This window comes from Dyella sp. CR10 (assembly GCF_055814425.1).
This window is the reverse complement of sequence record NZ_CP185986.1, coordinates 834358-856955: the sequence shown is the minus strand read 5'-3', so window position 1 is coordinate 856955 and position 22598 is coordinate 834358. Positions and strand designations below refer to the sequence as shown.

The 22598-nt window shown below is 67.0% G+C and carries 27 protein-coding genes; 16 read left to right on the top strand and 11 right to left on the bottom strand.

Translation table 11 applies throughout. The features are described 5' to 3' along the window. Window positions 1-45: 45 nt before the first annotated feature. Window positions 46-1590: an XVIPCD domain-containing protein gene (locus tag ACNR9O_RS04000; protein ID WP_473682646.1), complete on the bottom strand. Its 1545-nt coding sequence runs from the start codon at window positions 1588-1590 to the stop codon at window positions 46-48. Between the two features lie 34 nt (window positions 1591-1624). Further along, complete coding sequence (locus tag ACNR9O_RS03995) at window positions 1625-2068, bottom strand: lysozyme inhibitor LprI family protein (protein ID WP_473682648.1); 444 nt, start codon at window positions 2066-2068, stop codon at window positions 1625-1627. Between the two features lie 419 nt (window positions 2069-2487). Between ACNR9O_RS03995 and ACNR9O_RS03990 the strand changes: the two genes are divergently transcribed. The 7 genes from ACNR9O_RS03990 (at window position 2488) to ACNR9O_RS03960 (ending at window position 6437) form a co-directional block, all read left to right on the top strand. Continuing rightward, window positions 2488-2901 carry an organic hydroperoxide resistance protein gene (locus tag ACNR9O_RS03990; protein ID WP_473682650.1) on the top strand — a complete coding sequence of 138 codons (414 nt, stop codon included), beginning with the start codon at window positions 2488-2490 and terminating at the stop codon, window positions 2899-2901. A 43-nt stretch (window positions 2902-2944) separates the two neighbouring features. Beyond that, on the top strand, window positions 2945-3223 hold the full coding sequence (locus tag ACNR9O_RS03985) for a BufA1 family periplasmic bufferin-type metallophore (protein ID WP_473682652.1): 279 nt from the start codon (window positions 2945-2947) through the stop codon (window positions 3221-3223). Beyond that, entirely contained in the window at window positions 3220-3651 is a 432-nt protein-coding gene (locus ACNR9O_RS03980) for a DoxX family protein (protein ID WP_473682654.1), read from the top strand. The genes ACNR9O_RS03985 and ACNR9O_RS03980 overlap by 4 nt, the downstream gene beginning before the upstream one ends. Window positions 3652-3687: 36 nt before the next feature. Then, window positions 3688-4443 (top strand): alpha/beta hydrolase, encoded by a 756-nt coding sequence (locus ACNR9O_RS03975; RefSeq protein ID WP_473682656.1) that lies wholly within the window; start codon window positions 3688-3690, stop codon window positions 4441-4443. Between the two features lie 54 nt (window positions 4444-4497). After that, window positions 4498-4782 carry a BufA2 family periplasmic bufferin-type metallophore gene (gene bufA2, locus ACNR9O_RS03970; protein WP_473682658.1) on the top strand — a complete coding sequence of 95 codons (285 nt, stop codon included), beginning with the start codon at window positions 4498-4500 and terminating at the stop codon, window positions 4780-4782. Window positions 4783-4845: 63 nt separating this feature from the next. After that, entirely contained in the window at window positions 4846-5691 is an 846-nt protein-coding gene (gene bufB / locus ACNR9O_RS03965) for an MNIO family bufferin maturase (protein ID WP_473682660.1), read from the top strand. Further along, window positions 5688-6437, top strand: a complete 750-nt coding sequence (locus ACNR9O_RS03960; RefSeq protein WP_473682662.1) for an HvfC/BufC family peptide modification chaperone — start codon at window positions 5688-5690, stop codon at window positions 6435-6437. Before bufB ends, ACNR9O_RS03960 begins: the two co-directional genes overlap by 4 nt. 10 nt (window positions 6438-6447) lie before the next feature. Here ACNR9O_RS03960 and ACNR9O_RS03955 read toward each other — a convergent pair whose 3' ends face one another. From ACNR9O_RS03955 to ACNR9O_RS03940, 4 genes are all read right to left on the bottom strand, one after another. Continuing rightward, window positions 6448-6879, bottom strand: a complete 432-nt coding sequence (locus ACNR9O_RS03955; RefSeq protein WP_473682664.1) for a hypothetical protein — start codon at window positions 6877-6879, stop codon at window positions 6448-6450. 80 nt (window positions 6880-6959) lie between these two features. Further along, window positions 6960-7382 carry a hypothetical protein gene (locus ACNR9O_RS03950; protein ID WP_473682666.1) on the bottom strand — a complete coding sequence of 141 codons (423 nt, stop codon included), beginning with the start codon at window positions 7380-7382 and terminating at the stop codon, window positions 6960-6962. A gap of 24 nt (window positions 7383-7406) precedes the next feature. Continuing rightward, window positions 7407-7844: a tetratricopeptide repeat protein gene (locus ACNR9O_RS03945; protein WP_473682668.1), complete on the bottom strand. Its 438-nt coding sequence runs from the start codon at window positions 7842-7844 to the stop codon at window positions 7407-7409. 62 nt (window positions 7845-7906) lie between these two features. Further along, complete coding sequence (locus ACNR9O_RS03940) at window positions 7907-8836, bottom strand: hypothetical protein (protein WP_473682670.1); 930 nt, start codon at window positions 8834-8836, stop codon at window positions 7907-7909. Between the two features lie 168 nt (window positions 8837-9004). On the opposite strand from ACNR9O_RS03940, the gene ACNR9O_RS03935 reads away from it, so the two are divergent. The 3 genes from ACNR9O_RS03935 to ACNR9O_RS03925 all read left to right on the top strand — a co-directional run bounded on the left by ACNR9O_RS03935 (window position 9005) and on the right by ACNR9O_RS03925 (window position 11584). Next, on the top strand, window positions 9005-9370 hold the full coding sequence (locus tag ACNR9O_RS03935) for a hypothetical protein (RefSeq protein WP_473682672.1): 366 nt from the start codon (window positions 9005-9007) through the stop codon (window positions 9368-9370). 87 nt (window positions 9371-9457) lie between these two features. Further along, window positions 9458-10561 carry an alginate lyase family protein gene (locus tag ACNR9O_RS03930; protein ID WP_473682674.1) on the top strand — a complete coding sequence of 368 codons (1104 nt, stop codon included), beginning with the start codon at window positions 9458-9460 and terminating at the stop codon, window positions 10559-10561. A gap of 87 nt (window positions 10562-10648) precedes the next feature. Continuing rightward, window positions 10649-11584 (top strand): peptidylprolyl isomerase, encoded by a 936-nt coding sequence (locus ACNR9O_RS03925; RefSeq protein ID WP_473682676.1) that lies wholly within the window; start codon window positions 10649-10651, stop codon window positions 11582-11584. A 55-nt stretch (window positions 11585-11639) separates the two neighbouring features. On the opposite strand, the gene ACNR9O_RS03920 is transcribed toward ACNR9O_RS03925, so the two are convergent. Further along, window positions 11640-12074: a globin gene (locus ACNR9O_RS03920; protein WP_473682678.1), complete on the bottom strand. Its 435-nt coding sequence runs from the start codon at window positions 12072-12074 to the stop codon at window positions 11640-11642. 194 nt (window positions 12075-12268) lie between these two features. On the opposite strand from ACNR9O_RS03920, the gene ACNR9O_RS03915 reads away from it, so the two are divergent. From ACNR9O_RS03915 to ACNR9O_RS03895, 5 genes are all read left to right on the top strand, one after another. Beyond that, window positions 12269-14404 carry an AsmA family protein gene (locus ACNR9O_RS03915; RefSeq protein ID WP_473682680.1) on the top strand — a complete coding sequence of 712 codons (2136 nt, stop codon included), beginning with the start codon at window positions 12269-12271 and terminating at the stop codon, window positions 14402-14404. Between the two features lie 75 nt (window positions 14405-14479). After that, the gene (locus tag ACNR9O_RS03910; RefSeq protein WP_473682682.1) at window positions 14480-15184 is read left to right on the top strand and encodes a PadR family transcriptional regulator; all 705 of its coding nucleotides are present in this window, start codon (window positions 14480-14482) and stop codon (window positions 15182-15184) included. Beyond that, window positions 15177-15557, top strand: coding sequence for a transcriptional repressor (locus ACNR9O_RS03905; protein ID WP_473682684.1), 381 nt, complete (start codon window positions 15177-15179; stop codon window positions 15555-15557). Before ACNR9O_RS03910 ends, ACNR9O_RS03905 begins: the two co-directional genes overlap by 8 nt. A 124-nt stretch (window positions 15558-15681) precedes the next feature. Then, a complete protein-coding gene (locus tag ACNR9O_RS03900) occupies window positions 15682-16473 on the top strand; it encodes a siderophore-interacting protein (RefSeq protein ID WP_473682686.1) in 792 nt (263 codons plus the stop codon). An 88-nt stretch (window positions 16474-16561) separates the two neighbouring features. After that, window positions 16562-17485 (top strand): DMT family transporter, encoded by a 924-nt coding sequence (locus ACNR9O_RS03895; RefSeq protein WP_473682688.1) that lies wholly within the window; start codon window positions 16562-16564, stop codon window positions 17483-17485. Here the strand turns inward: ACNR9O_RS03895 and ACNR9O_RS03890 are convergent. Next, window positions 17475-18374 (bottom strand): LysR family transcriptional regulator, encoded by a 900-nt coding sequence (locus ACNR9O_RS03890; protein ID WP_473682690.1) that lies wholly within the window; start codon window positions 18372-18374, stop codon window positions 17475-17477. The two genes, ACNR9O_RS03895 and ACNR9O_RS03890, sit on opposite strands and share 11 nt — an antisense overlap. Before the next feature lie 142 nt (window positions 18375-18516). On the opposite strand from ACNR9O_RS03890, the gene ACNR9O_RS03885 reads away from it, so the two are divergent. After that, a complete protein-coding gene (locus ACNR9O_RS03885; protein WP_473682692.1) occupies window positions 18517-19158 on the top strand; it encodes an NAD(P)-dependent oxidoreductase in 642 nt (213 codons plus the stop codon). An 86-nt stretch (window positions 19159-19244) separates the two neighbouring features. Here the strand turns inward: ACNR9O_RS03885 and ACNR9O_RS03880 are convergent, their stop codons facing one another. Genes ACNR9O_RS03880 through ACNR9O_RS03870 form a run of 3 tightly spaced genes read right to left on the bottom strand, consistent with a single transcriptional unit; the run spans window position 19245 to window position 22542 of the window. After that, the gene (locus ACNR9O_RS03880) at window positions 19245-19835 is read right to left on the bottom strand and encodes a c-type cytochrome (RefSeq protein WP_473682694.1); all 591 of its coding nucleotides are present in this window, start codon (window positions 19833-19835) and stop codon (window positions 19245-19247) included. A gap of 14 nt (window positions 19836-19849) precedes the next feature. Beyond that, on the bottom strand, window positions 19850-20803 hold the full coding sequence (locus ACNR9O_RS03875; protein WP_473682696.1) for a copper resistance protein B: 954 nt from the start codon (window positions 20801-20803) through the stop codon (window positions 19850-19852). Further along, complete coding sequence (locus ACNR9O_RS03870; RefSeq protein WP_473682698.1) at window positions 20800-22542, bottom strand: copper resistance system multicopper oxidase; 1743 nt, start codon at window positions 22540-22542, stop codon at window positions 20800-20802. The genes ACNR9O_RS03875 and ACNR9O_RS03870 overlap by 4 nt, the downstream gene beginning before the upstream one ends. Between the last annotated feature and the right edge of the window lie 56 nt (window positions 22543-22598).

The following is a 22598-nucleotide window of genomic DNA, read 5'->3' as shown; positions in this document are numbered from 1 at the left end:
CAGCCTTGCGGGCTGCCGTCGAAGTACGCACCGCCAAACGCCGCCTCAGTGATGCATCGGCGCAGGCTGCGGCGACTGCTGCGGTTGCGGCTGCTGTTGCGGCTGCGGATTCGCCTGCTGCTTCTGCTGGTCGACCTTCTGGAACTCGGCGCTGCTCTGCTCCAGCGGCTTGTGCACGGCCTGGGCCACGTCCACTTCGGCGATCTTCTTGAGCGGCGAGTTGAATTCGCCCTGCACCGCATAGGCGCGCTTGCCGTCGTCGCTCAGCACGACGTGGTCGATGCGATCCAGGCCCTTGGCGTGCGCCGCGGTGACGAGCGAGCCGGCGAAGTTCTGGGTCAGCTGATCCGAGGCCCGCCCGCGTGCCGCGTCGATCGCGCGGACGTTCTGCAGCGCCTGGTTGTACATGGCGTTGCCCGGGTTGTGGCTGTCGGCCAGACCCGGTGGCTGCGGGTGTGCAGCCTTCTGCAGCGCTTCGAGCGTTTTCGGGCCGGCCACGCCGTCATGCTTCAGACCATGCTCGGCCTGGAACTTCTCCAGCGCGGCTTTGGTGCCCGGGCCGAAATCGCCGTCCGGTCGCAGCGGTTTGCCGTGCGCGTCCTTGTCGTAGCCCGCCTTGATCAGGTCGTTCTGCAAGGCGGTGACCTTGTCGCCGTGCGCGCCCAGCTGCAACGCGCCGCCGTGGCCGCCATGCGAACGCCCGCCATGGCCGATGGCCTTGAGGGCTTCCTTTACATCCTGGTCGCCGCCGGCCTTGGAAGGATCGAAACTCTTGTCGGCGACCTTGGCCTGCGCGCGATCCAGCGCGGCCGCCTTTTCCGGATCCTTGTACGCATTCTTGTATTCCTCGGCGATGGCGGCCGCCTTCGGGCCATCGTAGTAGGGATACTTGTGCTTGATCTTGTCGGCCTGCTTGAGCACGGCGTCGTAGTCGCCGCCGTTCTGCAGCACTTCCTTGAAATGCTTCATCTGCGACGGGATCTGGTTCTCCGTCTTGGCCAGCAGGGCGATGGTTTCCAGACGGCGGTCTTCAGGGATGTTCTTGCCGTACGTGTCGACCATCTCCATCGCCGACTGGGTGGCGTTCTTGATCTGCGGATAGTCGATGTTCTTGTGAATCCACTGCTGTCCCTGCTCGGACGATGCCCATGCATTGATGCTGTCGCGCGTGTCCTTGTCGACGAAGGCGAGCGTGCTGCGGCCTTCCTTGCCGTTGCCGTGCGTGAGCAGGTCATGGCGCAGCTGCCTGGTGTCCTCGGGAAACTTCAGGCCGTGTTCCTTCGCGTACTTGCCGGCCTGGTCGATGATGCCGTCCACGTAGGTGGTTTCGCCGGGCTTGAGCTTGGCGCCATCGATCGAGCCGAGCGCCCAGGTGCCGCGCTTGCCCAGGTCCACCTGGATGGTGCCGAGCGAGTAGCCGCTGTCGGCCACGATCTTGTTGGCGTGGCCCCAGTGCGGATCGGAGGTGCCGGCGGTCACGCCGGCGATGGACAGGTGGTACGAGGACGGGCCGCCTTCGGTGCCGCGGCCGACCACGAAATACATGGAGCCGGCGAGCGCGTCGACGTCGTGCGTGTTGGGGTTGGGCATGGGTCTTCCTCCGTGAAGAAATTAAGGGGTGGGATTACTTGAGATCCATGACGGCGAGGTACTTTTCCAGCGTATTGGCGCGTTCGCACAGGCGGAACATGTCGTTCTGCCCCATCTGCAGGTCGTCCACGGTTTCATGGCCGTAGAGCGCGGTCTCCAGCCGACCGTCCTTGTCCTTCAGGACCAGCCACTCGCGCTGGGCGACCTTCAGGTCCTCCTTCGCCTTGCTGTCGAGCTTGGCGAGCAGCGCCTTGTACGCCTTGTTGAGGCGGGCGTCCTGCTTCTGCTTTTCGGTGGTCTGGCAGGCGGCCATGGCGACGGTGTCGGAACCGGCCTTGTCGATGCAGGCGTAGAACGCCTCAGTGATGCCCTTGGGCGCATCGTGCCTGATGTAGTCGCTGGTGCTGTCCGCGGCGAAGGCGGCGGTGCCGCCAGCGAAGAGCGCGAGGGTGACGGCGAGCGTCCTGACCGTTTTCATGGATACAACTCCTTGAGTCCTTGCGATGGCCACTGCGCCGGCTCCATGCCGTTTCCATGCCCGCCCTGTGCCACGGACCTGTCCACGCCAGGGGAAATGTGAAGATTTCCTTCAGCGAGGCGCACTGCGGGAGACACCTTAGGGGATGGCTTTTCCGCGCTCAAGTGAGTGGCGCGGCTTTCTTGCCGGCTTTTCCAACCGGGACACAATTTGGCGCCCGTACGCGCGAACGGGCATGACCGATTCGTGACGGCGGTGATCCCAGCAGCTTTTTTGTATCGCAACGTAACAAGCCCCCGCCTTTACACATTCCGTTGCCTTTGCGCGCGCCCCGGGACACACCCGGGATACGCCGCCGCGGTCTCCTTTGCACACCGGCCGGGTCGCATGTCGCGACCGGCCTTCTCTCGGAGACCACCATGAGCAACGCCATCCTCTATACCGGCAAGACCACCACCACCGGCGGCCGCAACGGCCAGTCGCGCAGCGACGACGGTCGCCTGGCGATCACGCTGACGCCGCCGGGCGCACCGGGTGCGGGCACGAATCCCGAGCAGTTGTTCGGCGCGGGCTGGTCTGCCTGCTTCATCGGCGCGATGGGTTTCGCCGCGCAGTCGCTGGGTGTGCGTCTTCCGGCCGACACCACCGTCAACGCCGAAGTGGATCTGGCGAACACCGCCGAGCGCGGTTACTTCCTGCAGGCGCGGCTCGCGGTGAACCTGCCGGGCATCGACCGCGACACCGCCCAAGCCATCGTCGATGGCGCGCACCAGACCTGCCCGTACTCCAAGGCCACGCGCGGAAACATCGACGTCGCGATCACCTTGCGCTGAACCAGCCCACCCAACGCCCCCCCTCCTTCAAGGAACATCGCCCATGCACCGCACGCACGCCTCGCTCGCCGCTACCCTCGCCCTCGGCCTCGCCTGTCTCGCGTCATCGGCTCATGCCGACGACGCCAAGAAGAAGCCCATGGAGAAGTGCTACGGCGTCGCCCTGGCCGGCAAGAACGACTGCGCCGCCGGCGCAGGCACCACTTGCGCCGGCACGTCCAAGACCGATTACCAGGGCAATGCCTGGGTGCTGGTCGACAAAGGCACCTGCATCACGATCAAGACGCCCAAGGGCCACGGTTCGCTGGAATCCTCGCCGTGAACGCGGCGTTGCCGATCCGGGCACGGCTGACGCGCTTCGTGCCCGATGCCGCCCTGCTGCTGGTCGCGCGACTGGGTATCGCCGCGGTGTTCTTCCAGTCCGGGCGCACCAAGGTCGAGGGTTTCATGACAATCAAGCCGTCGACCTATGACCTGTTCGTCGCCGAGTACGCCCTGCCGGTGATTCCGCCGGAATGGGCGGCCCGGCTCGCCACCGGAGCGGAGCATCTGTTCCCCGTGCTGCTGGTGGCCGGCTTGTTCACCCGCGGCGCCGCGCTGGCGCTGCTGGGCATGACCGCGGTGATCGAGATCTTCGTGTACCCGCTGGCCTTGCCCACGCACCTGACCTGGGCCGGCTTGCTGCTCCCGCTGATCGTGCACGGCGGCGGCCGCTGGTCGCTCGACCATCTCGTGCAAAGCCGGCGCTGACCGCTTCTTTCCATCACTTTCAACAGGAATCCAATCATGCGTAGCTTGACAGGCATCGCCATAGCACTTGCCATCGCCACCGGCACCGCCACCGCTGCCGAGGCGCCTGCCCCGGCCATCAAGAACGTCGTGATCGTGCCCGGCGCGTTCGTCGACGGTTCGGGCTGGCGCGTCGTGCACGACATCCTCATCCACAAGGGCTATCGCGTCACCGTGGCCCAGCCGCGCATCGACACGCTGGCCAACGACACCGAACAGGTGCGCGAACTGATCCGCGAACAGGACGGCCCTGTGGTGCTGGTCGGCCACAGCTACGGCGGCGCCGTGATCACCCAGGCCGGCAATCGCGACAAGGTGAAGGCGCTGGTCTACGTCGCCGGCGTGCAGCCGGACGTGGGCGAGAGCCTCTCGCAGGTGGTCGGTTCGATGCCGTCGCCCAACAACGACGTCGTGGCCACCCGCGACGGCCATCTCTATCTCGACCCGAAGAAGTTCGGCGACGACTTCGCTGGCGACCTTGGCCGCAACCGCACCGACTTCATGGCCGTCTCGCAGGTGCCGGCGAGCACGGCCGCCTTCGGCGCGACCATGCAGGTCGCCGCCTGGCGCAACAAGCCAAGCTGGGCGGTGGTCACCACCGACGATCACGCGCTGAGCCCGGACCTGCAGCGCTGGATGTACAAGCGCGCCGGCTCGGCGGTCACCGAAATCAAGGCCAGCCACGCCGTCTACATCTCGCAGCCCGAGGCCGTGGCCAAGGTCATCGAGAACGCCGCCAACGGCGTGCGCTGAACCACGCCCATTTCCACTCATCACCCGAATCGACACTCGACCCGGAGAACACTCATGAACCTTATTGCCACCAAGTCTCGTAGCGGTCTCGCCGCCGCAGCCGCCCTCGTCGCCATCGCCGCGGCGTCCATCGTCTCGCCCGCCAAAGCCGCCGACCAGGGCACGCAGCAGCGTGAACCGGTGCGCTGCTACGGCGTCAACAGCTGCAAGGGCGAAAGCCTGTGCGCCACCGCCAAGCACGACTGCAAAGGCCTCAACGACTGCAAGGGCCAGGGCGTGGTCGTGAAGACCAAGAGCGAATGCCTCGCAGCGGGCGGCACGCTGACCGAGCCGAAGTGATCGTCGCGACCGGGCCTGCATGACAGGCCCGGTCAGTCTCGCCCTGCCGACAGGAATCCCATCATGTCCCGCCCCATCCCCACCTTCGACGGCTACGGCCTGGGCTTGCGTCGCGAGCATTACCGCGATTTCCTCGACAGCGACGTGCCCGTCGATTTCGTCGAGGTGATCTCCGAGAACTTCATGATCGACGGCGGGCAGCCGATGGATATCCTGCGTCGCGTGCGCGAGCGGCATCCGGTGATCCTGCATGGCGTGTCGATGTCGATCGGCTCGGCGGATGGTCTGCGCGGCGACTATCTCAAGCGTCTGCGCAAGCTGGTCGATGCGATCGAACCGCTGTACGTCTCCGATCATCTGAGCTGGTCGCGTTTCGCCCACGTCAACTCGCATGACCTGCTGCCCCTGCCCTATACCGAGGAAACCCTCGCCGTGGTCTGCCGCAACATCGATGCGGCGCAGGAAGCGGTCGGCCGGCCGATGCTGTTCGAAAATCCGTCGAGCTATGTGAGCTTCGCGGCCTCGACCATGACCGAATGGGAGTTTCTCGCCGCGATGGCGAAGCGCACCGGGTGCGGCCTGTTGCTGGACGTCAACAACATCTACGTCAGCGCACGCAATCACGGCTGGGACGCCCACGCCTATCTGCGCGGCATACCCGCCGATCGCGTGCGCCAGATCCATCTGGCCGGCCACACCGAAGGCGAAGACCTGCTGATCGACACGCACGACCAGCCGGTCAGCGACGACGTATGGGCACTCTATGCGGCGGCCACGGCGATACTCGGCCCGGTGGCCACCATGATCGAACGCGACGATGCGATTCCGCCGTTGCCGGACCTGCTCGCCGAACTGGATTTCGCCCGAAGGCTGCGCGACGGCCGCTCATCGGCGCAGGAGGCCGCATGATGCTGGCGGAGATGCAACAGGATTTCAGCGACTGGCTGGCGAAAGCCGGCGGCGGCGACAGCCTGCGCGGCACCCTCACCGCGACGCGTGGGCTGGCGGCTTACCAGAACAATTACCGCACGCAGCTGGTCAACGTACTGCGCGCCAGCTATCCGCAACTGCGCGCACGGCTCGGCGACGAGGCCTTCCTGGAACTGGCGATCCACCATATCCAGCATCGCCCGCCTTCCTCGTGGACGCTGGATGCGTACGGCGCCGATCTCGACGAAAGCCTCCGCGCGCTGTATCCGCGACACCCCGACTTGCAGGAGCTGGCGTGGATCGAGTGGACGCTGGCGGAAGTCTTCGTGTCGACCGATACCGCGCCGCTCGCGGCCGACGATCTCGCATCGATCGATTGGGACGAAGCGACCTTGCATCTGAGTCCGAGCTTCCGTCAGCGCGTGGCGTCCACGAATGCGCTGGCCGTCTGGTCGGCGCTGCAGGATGGCGCGACGCCGCCGGAGGCGCAGATGCTCGATGTCACGGCCGGCCTTCTTGTGTGGCGCCAGGGCTTCACGTCGCGCCTGCGACAAGTCGATGCGATCGAGCACGCCGCCCTGCTTTCGCTGCGTGACGATGCGCGTTTCAGCGTCTTGTGCGATGCGCTGGTCGAACACCTTGGCGAAGAGCCCGGCATTGCACGCGCGGGCCAGTTGCTGGCCGAATGGATCGAAGCCGGCATCGTCACCGGCGTGACCAGCTGACGGCGGCGCGTCAGCGCGCCGGACGGCGGCGGTGGATGGCGTAGAGCCAGTAACCCGCGGGCAGCCACCAGAGTATGGTGGTCAGGACAGCCATCGCGTAGTCACCCATTCTCGACGAGGCATCGACATTGTCCCAAGCCATCAGCGTGCCGAGGCCGCCCAGCAGCGCTGACGGGATCACCAGAAACACCCATGCCTGCCAGCGAAGCCGCCTCGCTCGCCTGGACGCCAGCCCGTCCGCCAGCCAGGCCTCGCCGAAGGCGGACTCGAACGGATCGTAAGTGGCGCGGATCGCATGCAACTGGTCGCGATACAGACCGTTGTCGCGTTCGTCGAGCGTCATGGTGTTGAGGTCTTCAGGACGGCGCCGCGTCACCGGACGCCCATCGATGCTCAAACCCTTCAGATCCACCTTGTCGCCGCTGTGCTTCTCGCTGCCCATAAGCCTTTCTCCAGGTGGCTTGCGCGATATGCCTGGCCCGAGCTTACCCGGCGGGAGCGGCGCAAATGTATGAACTTTGTTCAGCGCGGAGCTGACAGCTCCAGCATGAACCGACTGATATCCCGCCGCAGATCGAGATCATCCACCGTGGCCGCGCGCAGGTTCGCTTCCGCAACGCACTTCCACGCTTCCGCATGCCGTTCACAGCCTCGATAGCGCCGTGCCAGCTCCAGCAGAATCGACGCGCGATAACTATCGGCCTGTTCGGCCTGCTCCAGCGCACGCAGGTAAAGCGGCACCGCGGCCAGATCGTCACGGGTAAAATCGGCCAGCGTTTCCCATGGAAACGGGTGGCGCACGCCTTGCGCCTCCTGCTCCTCGCAGTACGCTCGCAGCGCGTTGTAGCTGCGCCAATAAGTAACCGTCTTTCCCGATTCGCTGGCCTCGAACATCGAGCGGGCCAGAGACGCCACGGTTTCATACATCAGCTGCGGGATATCCATCGCAGGGCGTCCTGGCTCCTCGGCTCACCAGCCTCCGGCCGGCGGCGCGATCTTGGTCTTGAGGAATGCGAAATACTTCGGATCGTCCTCGTCGAAGATGTCGCTGCCGCCGCCCATGTAGGCACGGCACAGCTCATCGGCGGCGCGCTCTTCGTTACCCGTTTCCAGTTGCGCCTGGCCCAGGCGCAGATGCAGGAACGGATTGCCGATGGCATCGGGGCAATGCATCGCGTCGGTCAGCACGGTGACGGCCTGGCGGTAATCCTTTGCCTGGAAGTAGACATCGCCCAGCGCGGCGAGGATCCAGGTGGACGCTTCGTGCTCCTCGACGGGTTCGGGCACGAGCTGAAGCGCCGCGATGTAGCTCTGATAGGCCTCGGCGAGGCCGCCCTGCTCCATGTGGCGGTCGCCTTCGGCGCACAGGCGCTCGATGTCTGCCATGGTGTGGTCGGGGATGCTCATGATTGCCTCCGTGCGTATGTTGCGGTTCCGGTCTGCGCGCGATTAGAGCACGACGCGGCGGTTCACGCCTCGGGCTTGCCCCTGGCCGCCGACGGCCGCCCGTCGAACCCGGTCAGGCAGCAGATCAGCTTGCGCTCCGCCACCACGAACGTCGCGTCGTCACCCGGCTCCTGCCTACCCACGAAGAACAGCAGGCTGCGCTCCTTACTGCCGTTCTTCTTCAGCTCGCGCGCCTCTTCGCTCGCCGTCTGCACTTCCCTGAGCAGCGCATTGCGTTGACGCTGCGTCCAGTCGCGCCAAGGCAGCTTCACCCGGTAGGCCTGGCCCGGCTTGCCGTCCTGCCACACCTTCACGTCCATCTCGATCAGTGCGTGGTCGTCGTTCGTTTCCGGCGCGCGCCAGCCGATCGGGCCATAGAAAAGGTGCGGGATGGGATAGCGGATCAGACGATCCTGCCTGGCGCGCAGGCGCCAGATCACTTCGTCATAGGTGGCGCCATACAGGTCGAGAAAATGCAGCTCGCGCTGGCGGTCGTTGGGAAAGTTGAGATAGGCGCGGCAGATGTCGCGGAAGCTGGTAGTGATGCGCGGACGCTGGCGCAGCCCCGGCTCCGGCGCAGCCACCGGCGCGCGTCGGCCTTCCCCGCGTTCCACGGCGGGATCGCTCGCCGCAGCGTGCTCGGCGGGTGCCGGCTCCACCGGCAGGCGGAACGCTGAGGGCATGTAGCCGGGAAAACTGCCGTCCGCTGCGGTCAGCGATTCGGTGCGTGCCTTTTTCAGCAAATCCGCCTCGCCGTTGCTCGGGCACCAGGGCGGGCATTTCGGCTTCGCGGCGAAATGCGCGCGGCGCAGGTTCTCCGGCCGGTACGAAGTGGGATAGACCTTGGAGCCGCAATCGGGGCATACGAAGCCGTCCGTATCGATCGGCTCCATCGACCACAGATCCTCGGCATCCACATCCAGCCCGGAATGGATATTGGTGGCGCGAAACATCGTCTCTCACCGTGGCGGTTCCCGCCGCAAGCCTAGTGCATTGCGCCGCTCCGGGCATGCGCGCTCCTGGGAAAGAACACGCGCGACGCCAGAGATCACGGCGACGGGCCATGGCCGTTGCCTGCCTTGCCGCGATCCGCCAATACTGGCGCCTTCAAGGAGGAATGCATGAAGCCGAAGACATGGACGCTGGTCGCTTATGCAGCGCTGTCGCTGGTGGTAGGCGCCGCCAGCCAGTACGTCTACCCGGGCCGGGATACCACCGTGTTCGACTACGCCAGCATGCCGGTCTTTCTGCTGCTGACTTATCTCTGGTATCGCCTGGATGCCACCGAACGCGACTATCGCCGCAGCAGCATGCTCAACATCGGCATCGTCGGCCTCACGGCGGTGGCGCTGCCCTGGTATCTCTTCAAGAGCCGCGGCGCCAAGGGCGGCTTCCTGGCTACGGGCGGCGCGCTGCTGATGTTCTTGCTCTCGGGTGTGCTGAACTATGCCGGCTCCTGGGGCGTGTACGCAGGCCTGCAGCGATGAGCGCTCCCTGACCGCAGAAAATTGCCGTATGCCGCGCGGCCGGCATGCTTGGCACACTGCGCTCCTCGCCGACAAAGGAGCCGGAACATGCCGCTGTCTGGACGCCGATTCACCCTGCTCGCCATGACCGTGGCATCGCTGCTCGCCGCCGCGGCGGCGCCGGCGGACGTCCGCCACGCGATGACTCCGCCTCGCGCGATCACGCTGTGCCAGCCCAAAGCGCCCGGCGCGGGCGAGCCCAATGCTTCGGCCAGACGCGTACTCGCGGCGGCCGAAAAACACCTGGGCGACAAGCCGCACCCGCTCGCCCACGTGCATACCGAAGGCACGCTGCCGCACCAGGGCATCCGCGACGAAAGCATCGAGGCCGAACGCGACTGGCCGCTGATGCGGCAGGCAGCGCTGGCCTGGCGGCTCAGCGCGGATGCGCGCTATCTGCGCCAGGTCAATGACTATCTTGCCGCGTGGGCCACGACCTACCAGCCGGATTTCAATCCGATCGACGAAACCAACCTCGATGGATTGATCGACGCCTACGTGCTCACCTCCGCCGCGCTCCCCGCGGATACCCGCGATGCGGTGCGCGCTCTGCTGCGCAAGCTCGGCGCGGGCTATATCGAACGCATCCGCGCCTTTCCCGAACGGAACAAACCGGGCACCGCCACCAACAACTGGCAGAGCCATCGCGTGAAACTGGTGACGCTGGCTGCGGCGGCCCTGGGCGATCAGGCCATGCTGACGACGGCGCGCGAGCTGTTCGAACGGCAGGTGGCGGACAACATCGAACCCACGGGCGAAGTGACCGACTTCGCCGATCGCGACGCACTGCATTACGTCGTCTACGACCTGCAGCCCCTGGTGAGCGCGGCACTGGCCGCCAAGCCGTTCGGCGACGGCGACTGGCTGCGCCATGCGACGCCGCAGGGCGCATCGCTGGCCAAGGCGCTGGACTGGTTGCGGCCGTACGCGGAGGGCACCAGGACTCACGAGGAGTTCGTGCACACGCACGTCAAGTTCGATCGAGAGCGCGAGCAAGCCGGTGAGAAAGGCTACAGCGGCCTGTGGGACCCGAAGACCGCCACCGCGTTGTATTGGCTGGCGGCACAACTGGACCCGGTCTACCTGCCCATCGCGCAGCGGCTGTCGCCCGAGCCGCCGGACTGGATCGGCGCCTGCTCCTACGGCCAGTGACACGAAGGGCGTGACCTGCGGGGCGCGTCGGCCGCCCCGCACTCTGCTACCTTCCGGCGGGTTTCCACCCCAACGCCAAGGTCCGCCATGTTCCGACCCGTTCCGCGCCTGCTCGGCCTCTCCCTGATCTGCATCCTGGCCCTGCCCGCCCTGGCCGATACGCCGCCGGCGACCAAGTCGGCCACGCCGAAGGAGCTGCTGGAGAAATCCAGGCCGGAGGAATGGCGCAAGCCCGATCCGAACAACCTGTTGGAGATGCGCCTGCCGCAGGGCAAGGTGCTGATCGAGCTGGCCCCGGATTTCACGCCGCTGCACGCGGACAACATCCGCACGCTGGTGCGCGGTCATTACTTCGATGGACTGGCGGTGATCCGCGTCCAGGATAATTTCGTCACCCAGTGGGGCGACCCCGAGGACGACGACAAGGGCGACAAGAGCAAGCTGCGCCCGCTCGGCAAGGCGAAGAAGACCGTGCCGTCGGAATACACGCGTCCGATCGATGCCAAGCTGCCTTGGACCGCGTTGCCGGACGGCGACGTATACGCGCCGGAGGTGGGCTTCGTCGAAGGCTTCCCCGCCGCGCGCGACAAGGCCACCGGGCAGGAATGGCTGACGCATTGCTATGGCGCGGTCGGCGTGGCGCGCGACGTCGGGCCGGAAACCGGCAGCGGCAGTTCGCTGTACGCGATCATCGGCCAGGCGCCGCGCGGCCTGGACCGCAACCTCGCCGTCGCCGGCCGCGTACTGCAGGGCATGGAATACCTTTCGGCACTGCCGCGCGGTACCGGGCCGCTGGGCTTCTATGAAAAGCCCGGGCAACGCACCGCCATCCAGTCGGTGAAGCTGGCGGCGGACATGCCTGCGGCCGAACGTCCGAACATCGAAGTACTGCGCACGGACAGCGCAACCTTCGCCGCACTGATCGAGGCCAAGCGCAATCGCCGCGACGACTTCTACCGCATGCCGGCGGGGAAGATCGATCTGTGCAGCATCAACATCCCGGTGCGCGACGCCAAGCACTGAAAACGCCGAGCGCAGGCTGGGACGCGCGCTATCCGTTCCAGCTTGCGCCCGCGCTTCAATACTGCTGCGCGAACGCCTGCACCACCCGCTCCATCGCCTCGCGCCAGCGTGCGCGCAACACCGGCGTCAGCTCGGTCTCGTACTCGTCGATGGCGGCAAGCAGGCTCTCCACCCAGCAGCGGTAAAGCCGCGGTTCCACCGGCGCGCGGCCGCCGCGCGAATGCACGTCGATCATGTGGCGCATCGGCCGCGCCACCATCGCGCTGCCGGAAGCCCACGAGATCGCCATGCTGATGCCGCGACGCAGCGCCAGGCGCTGACCGCGGAAATCGGTGCGCTCGAACATCGGCGGGATGGCCGGATCGCTGGCCAGCAGGATCTCGTAGAAGCGCTCGATGAAGCCGTGGCGACGCAGGCAGCGGCCGAAGCTCACTTGCAGGTCATCGTAGTTCGAGGGAGCGCCAGGAGGCTTGAGCGCGGGCTTGAGCATGGGGAGGCCTTGCAGTGCGAGGCGGCGCAGTGTGCCCAGGGCCACCGGACCGTGCATTGACCTGGATCAGCTCGGCGCTTGAGGGTGAACAGGCTCTAAGCGCCGGAGGCCGCGCATACACAAATTTTTCGCGCCAGCGGTTATCTGTCGCCGACGGAAGGAGCGCGCTCCGCCCTGCGCGCGGGAGAAAGGCATTGAAGCGAAGCCGCAAAGTATTGCTGTGGAGCCTGGTCGCATTGCCGGTGCTGCTGGTCGCGGTCGCGGTGGTGGTGCTGGCCACCTACGACTGGAACCGCCTGAAGCCGGACATCAACGACAAGGTGAGCCAGGCCATCGGGCGGACCTTCGCGATCGATGGCGACCTCAGCGTGGCATGGCGGCGCGAGCCGGGAGAAAGCGGCCTGGGCGGGCTGCTGCCCTGGCCCGAGCTGATCGCCCGCGACATCCGCATCGCCAACCCCGAATGGGCGAAGCAGCCGCAGTTCGCGCAGCTGGATGCGGTACGCGTGCGCGTGGCGCCGCTGCCGCTGCTGGCGCGGCGCATCGTCATTCCCAGCGTACAGCTGGAGCATCCGCTGGTGGATCTGGAGCGGCAGGCGCCGGACAAGGCGAACTGGAACTTCGTGTTCGGCAACAGCGACCAGCCGTCTTCCTGGCAGCTGGACTTGCGCGCGATCGGCTTCGATCGCGGCCAGATCGGATACGACGATGCGGTGAGCAAGGTGAAACTCGCCGTGCAGCTGGAGCCATTGCAGCAGGCAATCCCGTTCGATCAGATCCTCAAGCAGCAGTCAGACGATGCGCGCGAGCAGGCCGGCCGCACCGCCGGCGGCGCGGCACGCAAGGCACTGGCCAACGCAAAAGAAAAGGATGAAGACAAAGTCGGTGCGAAAGCTTCGAACACGGCCTATCTGTTCGCCTGGCAGGCCGACGGCAGTTATCAGGGCGCGCCGCTCAAGGGCGGCGGCAAGATTGGCGGCGTCATCGCGTTGCAGGACACCGACCGCCCGTTCCCCATACAGGCGGACGTGCATATCGGCGACAGCCATATCGCGCTGGTGGGCACGCTTACCGATCCGCTGCACCTGGGCGCGCTGGACCTCAAGCTGTGGTTCTCCGGCACCAGCATGGCCAAGCTCTATCCGATCACCGGCCTGACCCTGCCCGACACGCCGCCCTACGCCACCGAGGGCCATCTCACCGCGCAGCTGGCCCGCAGCGGCAGCCATTTCACTTATCGCCATTTCCGCGGCCGCGTGGGCGGCAGCGACCTGGCCGGCGACCTGGATGTCGTCACCGGCGGCGCTCGGCCCAAGCTCTCCGGCACGCTGCGCTCGCAGTTGCTGCAATTCGCCGATCTGGCCCCGCTGATCGGCGCCGACTCCAATGCCGAGAAACAGCGCCGTGGCGATGCGACGCCGCAGCCGGCGGACAAGGCGTTGCCGGTCGAGCCGTTCCGCACCGATCGCTGGAAGGCGATGGATGCCGACGTGCGCTTCACCGGCGCGCGCATCGTGCGCGGCGAATCGCTGCCGATCGATTCGCTCGATACCCATGTGATGCTCGACAACGGCGTGCTGCTGCTCGATCCGCTGGATTTCGGCGTGGCCGGCGGGCGCATCGGCAGCACCATCCGCCTCGACGGCAGCCAGGCACCGCTGCGTGGCGCGCTGAACCTGCGTCTGCGCGGGCTCAAGCTCAAGCAGCTGCTCCCCACCGTCCAGGCCATGAACGCCAGCTTCGGCGAGATCAACGGCGACGCCAACCTCAATGCGCGCGGCAACTCTGTCGCGGCTTTGCTCGGCAGCGCCAACGGCGAACTGAAGCTGCTGATGAACGACGGCGCGATCAGCAAGAACCTGCTCGAAACCGCCGGTCTCAACGTGGGCAACATCGTCATCGGCAAGCTGTTCGGCGACAAGGTGGTGAAGATCAACTGCGCCGCCTCCGACCTCGCTGCGGACAACGGCGTATTCAACACGCGCCTGTTCGTCTTCGATACCGAAGATGCGCTGATCAACGTGGACGGCAAGGTGAACTTCGCTACCGAGCAGCTCGACCTGGATGTGAAGCCGCACAGCAAGGGCCTGCGCGTGTTCACCCTGCGCTCGCCGCTGTACGTGCGCGGCACGCTGAAGAACCCCGATGTCGGCGTGCACGCCGGCCCGCTGCTGTTGCGTGGCGGCGGTGCGGTGGCCCTGGGCGTGTTCGCCGCACCGGCGGCGGCGCTGCTGCCGCTGGTGGTGGCCAGCCAGGGCGGCACGCCCAATACCTGCCAGCAGGTGCTGCAGGAGCTCAAGGCAGGGAAAGCGCCGGGGAGCAAGAAGTAAGCCTGCCGGGCACTTGCATCCGACATTCTTCCGATATATCGTTTTCGCCAACTTACGATATATCGGAGATACATCATGCGTAGTCCGCGCGATTTCTTCCATGCCCTCCGCCAGCAGCACTACTGGCATCACCACCGCTTCCACGGGCATTTCCACGAGCGCTTCCGTCCCTTTGGCTTCGAGGATGCCGACTGGGACGGCGGCCACCACGAACGCCACGCCGGCCGCGGCGACCACTTCCGCGATCGCATGGGCGGCGGCGACTTCTTTGCCGAATGGGCCGGTCTGCGCGGTGGCGGTCGCCGCGGCGGCGGGCGCATGTTCGGCCATGGCGACCTGAAGCTCCTGCTGCTGGCGCTGATCGAACAGCAGCCGCGCCATGGCTACGAACTGATCCGCATCATCGAGGAGATGTTCCACGGCCAGTACACACCCAGCCCCGGTGCGATCTACCCCACCCTGACCATGCTCGAGGAACTGGGCCATGCCCAGGTCGAGAATGAGCAGGGCGGACGCAAGCTGTACGCCATTACCGACGCCGGACGCGCCTTCCTGCAGGAGAACCGCGAAGCGGTCGACGCGGTGATGAGCCGTACCGAGGCCAGCGCGAAGATGGCGGCCAAGATGGCACTGCCGATGAGCGTGCGCGGCGCGATGCACGCGCTCAAGCATGCCCTGCTGATGCGCAGCACCGAGTGGACCAAAGCCGAGACGCAACGCGTCGCCTCGATCCTGGAAAAGGCCGCCGCCGATATCGCCGCGGGATCGCGCCGTGAGTGAAGCGCCCGCCGGCATGGATGCCTGGCAGGCGCGCTGCGGGACGCTGGGGCTGTCGCTGACGGCCCCTCGCCGCGCGGTACTCCAGGCGTTGCTGGAACACGACGGCGCGGACGCCGTCGCGCTGTTGCAACGGGCACGCCTGCGCCATGCGGGCACCAGTATCGGCACCGTGTACCGCTTCATGCGCGAACTGGAACGCGCGGGTCTGGTACATGCCCAGGCGCAGGCGCACGGCCGCATGCGCTGGCATGCCATGGCGGCGCACGCGCCCGATCTGGCCACTGAACTGGCGCCGCTGCTCGGTCAGCTGCGCGAATTTTTGATCCGGCTTGAAACGCTCGCCGCCGCCGCCCACATCGTCCATCGCGGCTGATCGAGCCTCAGGCGGCACGTTCGCGCCGCGCATGACAACATCGCTCCGGCGCCACGCCCCTCGGCCAGCCACCCGGTTTCCGACCGCCCACGCGGCGGTGCCTTCTTTCCGTTCCGAGGTATGCATGAACAAGCACGAATCCCGCAGGGTGATGCACGAGGTCCGCTTCCGCCGGCTCGAGGTGTTGCACGTCGAACGGCTCACGCCGCACATGCAGCGCATCGTCCTGGGCGGCGCGCAGCTGGAAGGTTTCCATAGCGGCGCACCGGACGATCACGTCAAGCTGTTCTTTCCCAATGATGCCGGCGAGCTGGTGTTTCCCACGCGCGGGCCCAACGGCATCGAATTCCCGCCCGGCGCCGATCCCTCCCCCATGCGCGATTACACCCCGCGCCACCACGACGCCGCGCGGGGCGAACTGACCGTCGACTTCGTGCTGCATGGCGATGGCCCCGCATCCAACTGGGCCGCCTCGGCCAAGGCAGGCGACGTGCTCGGAGCCGGCGGGCCGCGCGGGTCCTTCGTGGTGGCCGACGACTTCGATCACTACGTACTGGCGGCCGACGAAACCGGCCTGCCGGCGATCGGACGCTGGCTGGAGGAAATGCCGGCCTCGGCATTCGCCACCGTGCTGGTGGAAATCCCCGATGCCTCCGATCGCCAGATGCTCTTCACCGAAGCGACCTGCGAGGTGCACTGGCTGGAGCGCGACGGCACGGATGGCGCGGCGAGTACCTTGCTGGAGGATGCGCTGCGTCGCTTGTCGGTCCGCGGCGATGCGTTCTACTGGATCGCCGCCGAGTCCCGACGTGCCCGCAACATGCGGCTGTTCCTCGCCGGCCGCGGCGTGCCCAAAGAGTGGGTGCGGGCGACCGGTTATTGGAAGGCCGACGGCACGGACGACGAGGACGAGTAATCGGTTCGCTTCTCCCTCTTCCCGGCGGGGAGAGGGAGAAGCGGGGTTCACGGCTAGAATGGCGCGTCTCTTTTAGCCGTCCATCTCCATGCAAGCCGTCAACCGCGCCCGCCTGCAGATCCACTTCTGCGTCCTGCTGTGGGGCTTCACCGCCATCCTCGGCAAGCTCATCACCTTGCCGGCGCTGCCGCTGGTGTGGTGGCGCATGTGGCTGGTGGCCGCGGCGCTGCTGCTGATCGCCAGGGTGCGGCGCGGCCTCAAGGCGATGCCGGCGCGGCTGCGCTGGGCCTATGCGGGCATCGGCGCGCTGGTAGCGCTGCATTGGCTGACGTTCTATGCGGCCATCAAGTTGGCCAACGCCTCGGTCGCCGCAACATGCATCGCATTGGGGCCGGTCTTTCTCGCCCTGGTCGAGCCGTGGATCGCCGGGCGCCGATTCGATCCGCGCGAGCTGCTGATCGGCGCGATGGTGGTGCCGGGCGTAGCGCTGGTTGCCGGCGGCGTGCCGGCGGACATGCGCATAGGCATTGCGGTGGGCACCTTGTCCGCGCTGCTGGTGGCGCTGTTCGGCGCGCTCAACAAGCGCTTCGTCGACCGCGCCGATCCGCTCACGGTGACCTGTATCGAACTGGGTACCGGCGCGCTGTTCCTCACCCTGCTCGCCCCGCTGCTGCCCGGGCCTGCGTTCGCGGTGCCTGACCTGCACGACGCGGCGCTGCTCCTGCTGCTGGCCTTCGGCTGCACGCTGCTGCCGTTCGCGCTGGCGCTGGTGGCGCTGCGCCACATGAGCGCGTTCGGCACGCAGATGGTGACCAACCTGGAGCCGGTATACGCCATCGTGCTGGCGATCCTGCTGCTGGGCGAGCAGCGCGAGCTGGACGGCAAGTTCTATCTGGGCGTGGCGATCATCCTGGCCGCGGTCTTCGTCCATCCGCTGCTGCATCGCCGCCGCGCGGAGCCGGCGCAACCCGAACTGCTCGGCACCGCCGAGAGCCACAACGTCATCGAGTGAGTTCCAGCTCGCCCAGCAGGTGGTCGATGAAGGCACGCACCTTGGCTGGAGCCTTGCGCCCCGGATACACCGCATGCACGCCGCCCTCCGGCAGGCGGTATTGCGCGAGCAGCGCCACCAGCCGCCCGGCGCGGATGTCCTCTTCCACCAGGTAGTCCGGCAACACCGCGATACCGGTACCGGCCAGCACCAGGCCGCGGACGGCGGCGGCACTGTTGGCCTGCGCGGCCTGGCGCAGCCGGATGGTGCGGCGCGCGCCACCCGCCGCGGTGAACACCCAGCGCAGCGGTGAAGGCAACGCGGACATCGCGATGGCGCCGTGCGCGGCAAGGTCGTCCAGGCGCCGCGGCGTGCCGTGTTCGGTCAGGTAAGCCGGCGCGGCGACCAGCAGCTGGCGGAAGCCGCCGATGCGCGCGGCACGCAAGGTCGAATCGCGCAGCCAGCCACCGCGGATGGCCAGGTCGAAGCGCTCGGCGATGACGTCGCTGATGTGATCGCTGAGGACCAGGTCGACCTGCACGGCCGGATAGCGCCGCATGAAGCTGGCCAGCCGGGGTACGACGACCGCGATGCCGTAGTCGAGCGAGGCGGTGAGCCGCAACGTGCCGCGCGGCGCATCGCGATTTTCGCCCGCGCGCTCGATCGCCGCCTCGGCGTCGGCCAGGATGCGCACACAATCGGCGTGGAACGTGACACCGGCTTCGGTAAGCGACATGCGCCGGGTGCTGCGCACCAGCAGCGTCACGCCCAGTTCCTGCTCCAGCCGCGCCAGATGCTGGCTGACCATGGCCTTGGTCATGCCCAGCTCCTCCGCTGCGCGGGTGAAGGAACCGGCACGCACCAGCGCGGCGAATACCGCCAGCCGGTTGAGATTGACCTCGTTCGCCATGCGGGCGCTCCATCACTGTCAATTCAAACTTTACAGTGAATTACCCGTTGATACGTATATCGGTACCAATGTTTGGCGCATCCTGTGCCGGTCGACGGGCCACCCCGACCCGGCTTTCCATGTTTTCCATAGGAGATCGCTCATGAAAATCGCACTGTTCGGCGCCACCGGCCATATCGGCCAGGGCATCCTCGACGAAGCACTCGCGCGTGGCTACGACGTGGTCGCAGTGGTACGCGATGCGGCGCGCCTGCCGCAGAAACACGCGAAGCTCACCGTTGTCACCGGCGACGTCGCCAAGCCGGAAAGCTGGATCGAGGCCATGCGCGGCGCCGACGCGGCAGTGGCCAGCCTGTCGGCACGCCGCGACGGCGATCCGGACCTGGTGCCCGGCAATGCCCGCGTCCTGCTCGACAACCTGCCCAAGGCCGGCGTGCCGCGTCTGTTCTGGGTGGGTGGCGCAGGCACGCTGGAAGTGGCGCCGGGCAAGCGCGTGATCGACGACCCTCACTTCCCCGCCGCATGGAAACCGGAAGCCGAGGCGCAGGGCAAAGCGCTGGATGTGTTCCGCGCCAGCGCGGGCAACCCGGTGTGGACGTACATCAGCCCTGCCGCGCTGATCGAACCCGGCGAGCGCACCGGCAAGTACCGCGTCGGCGGCGAGCAGCTGCTGGTGGATGGCGAAGGCAACAGCCGCATCTCCATCGCCGACTATGCGGTGGCATTGCTGGATCGCGTCGAGAAGCAGGACGCGGCGAACAAGCGCATCACGGTCGCTTACTGATCTTCCCGCGTAGCTTCGCGGGCAACGCGCAGGTTGGGGTGAGCGAAGCGAACCCCAACCTGCGCTGCCGTGCGTCGATTCAGAGGTCAGTGGTGATGTTCGGCGCTGGATGCTGGAGCAGGCGCATCCTCATCGTGCTCTTCGCCTTCCTCATGGTGGTGTCCACCGCCACCATGCCCATCGTCCCCTTTCGATCCTGCCATCGCCTCGAACGTTGCCTCGTCCTGCTTCGGCAGCACCTGCAGGAAAGCCACCATGTCCCAGATCGCGACATCGTCGTGGCTGCGGCCCCACGCCGGCATCGCGCTCATCTTGATGCCGTGCTTGATGGTCCAGAACGCCTGGGCCGGATCGTCGATGCCATGGCGCGCCAGGTCGGGCGGCTGCGGGTACAGCCCCTTGCGCATCTCGGTGTCGCGCATGCCCGGCGTGAGATGGCAGGCGGTGCACATCTCGGCGTAATGCATGGCGCCGCGACGGATGCGCGCCGGATCGTCCAGCGCGGGTACGGCGATGCCCGCCGCATGCTTGGCGATCGAGCGGTCGCGCAGCACGCCGACGACCTGCTCGGTCGCCGGCCAGTGCGGCTGGTCCGCGCCGATGGGATAGGTGCCTGAGTAAACGAATGCGGCGGCGGCGATTGCCGCGAGCAGCAGGAAAAGCAGCAGGATTCTCATCGCAGGTATCTCCGTCAGAACCAGAGCCGGACACCGGCCAGCCACACGGTCTCGCGCCGCGGGAAGCCGGTGGGATCGCCGAAGCGGCGCGTGTGCTCCACGCCCAGGTACGGCGCGAAGCGCCGGCTGAACTCGTAGCGCAGGCGCAGCCCCGCTTCCGCCTCGGACAGGCCGGCGCGAATGCCGCGGCGCGGATCGTCCTTGCCGTAGAAATTCAGCTCCAGCTCGGGAGCCAATATCAACCGCTGGGTGAAGCGCAGGTCATAGCTGGTCTGCAGGCGCAGCGCGGTACGGCCTTGCGGGCCGGCGTAGAACGTTGCCTGCATTTCGAACCAGTACGGCGCCAGGCCCTGGACGCCCGCGGCCAGCCACTGACGATCCGGTCCATGGCCGAAATCGTGGCGCACGCCCAGCTGCCAGTCCCAGAACGTACTAAAGGCGTGGCCCCACAGCACCTCGGCACGCGCATCCTGCGTGCTTTCCGCGCCGCGCTCGCCTTCCGTGCGCAGCCATACGCGGTTGATGTCACTGCCCCACCAGCCCTCCGCTTCCCACGCGGTGGCGTAGTCGCCATGGATACCGCGCGTGCGTTCGAGGCGATCGAACAGCCACATGCCGCGCTTGGCCATGTCGTCCATCTGCATCATCTCGACCATGTGTTCCGGTGGCATCGGCGCGGGCTGGTGCTGCGGCGGCGTCGGCGGGACGTGGTCGTTCGGCGACAGCGCCGCCGGCATGGGCATGGCCATGTCGTGGCCGGCGTGCGTCTGTTGCGGCGCGGGCTGCGCGGGAGCATCGGCAGACGACATGTGATGCATGCCATGCATCGTGTCTTCCTTGGGCTTGGCTGGTTTCGCGGGCGCCTGGTGGTGATGCTCATGGCCGGCCATGTCCATGCCGTCCTGGGCGGCGGCCGCCAGCGGCAAGGCGAGCAGCACGGCGGCGAAAACGTTGCGTGTCGGGTTCATGCCACCACCACTTCGCGGAACATGCCCGCTTCCATGTGATAGAGCAGATGGCAGTGATAAGCCCAGCGCCCGAGCGCATCGGCGTTGACGCGGTAACTGAGCTGCTGCGCCGGCTGCACCACCACGGTGTGCTTGCGCACCTGGAACTGGCCCTGCTCGTTCTCCAGCTCGCTCCACATGCCGTGCAAGTGGATCGGGTGGGTCATCATGGTGTCGTTGACCAGGGTGATGCGCACGCGTTCGCCGTGCTTCAGGCGCAGCGGTTCGGCGTTGGAGAAGCGCGTGCCGTCGAACGACCACAGATAGCGTTCCATGTTGCCGGTGAGGCGCAAGGTGAGTTCGCGGTCCACCTCGGGTGAGATCGGCGCATCCACCGCATGCAGGTCGGCATAGGTGAGCGCGCGGCGGCCGGTGTTGCGCAGGCCCACGCCGGGATCGTCCAGGTTGCGGCGGGGCTGCGGCACGCGCATATCCACTTCGACGCCGGTCTTGAGCGCGGGCATCGCGGCCATATCGTGGCCTGCATGGTCCATGCCGCTCATGTCCATGCCGCCCATGTCCATGCCGCCCATGCCGTGCGCCATGCCGCCGTGATCCATCGCACCCATCATGTCGCCCATGCTCAGCAGCGGGCGCGGATCGAGCGGCGGCACGTCGGCGGTCATGCCCGCGCGCGGCGCCAGCGTGGCGCGCGCATAGCCCGTGCGGTCCATGCTCTGCGCGAAGATGGTCCAGGCGCGATCGGCGGAAGGTTCGACGATCACGTCGTAGGTCTCGGCCGTGCCGATGCGGAACTCATCGACCGTGACGGGCTCGACCGGCTGGCCATCGGCGGCGACCACGGTCATCTTGAGGCCGGGAATGCGCACGTCGAAGAAGGTCATCGACGAGCCGTTGATGAAGCGCAGGCGCAGCTTGTCGCCGGCCTCGAACAGCCCGGTCCAGTTGCCCGCCGGCGTGCGGCCGTTGGCGAGATAGGTGTAGGCCATGGCCGAGACGTCGGCCAGATCCGTGGGGTCCATGCGCATCTGCTGCCACATGCGGCGTTCGGCCAAGGCACGCGACAGACCTTGCTGGCCGACGTCGCGCAGGAAGTCGCCGGCGGTGCGCTTGCCGATGTTGTAGTAGTCGCTCTGCTTCTTGAGGTTGGCGTAGATGCGCTCGGGATCGGTGTCGGTCCACTCGCTCAACAGGATGGTGTAGTCGCGCTGCGCGGGATGGCGTTCGCCGGCGCGCGGCTCGATCACGATCGGGCCATACAGCCCGGTCTGTTCCTGGAAGCGCGAATGGCTGTGGTACCAGTAGGTGCCGGCCTGGTTCACGGTGAAGCGGTAGAGGTATTCGCCGCCCGGCGGAATGCCGTCGTAGCTGATGCCCGGCACGCCATCCATGTCCGCGGGAAGCACGATGCCGTGCCAGTGGATGGAGCTGGTCACCGGCAGGCGGTTGCGCACGCGCAGCGTGACGGTGTCGCCCTGGCGCCAGCGCAGCAGCGGCGCGGGCAGCTGGCCGTTGACCACCGTAGCGACGCGCCGCCGCCCGGTGAAATCGACCGGCAGCTCGCCGATCTCCAGTTCGAAATGCGTGCCGCTGAGTTCGGCGCGCGGCGCGCTCGCCGCCAGTTGCGCCAGCGCGTCGCCGCGCCACAGGCCGAGGCCGGCGGCGACGCCGCCCAGGGCCAGACCCTGCACGAAGCGCCGCCGCGGCAGATGGATGCCGCGTGGGTCCTGCTTGTTCATCGAATCACTCCGTCAATGCTCATGCCTGCCGGGCAGGCAAGGAAAAGAGCGGCCAC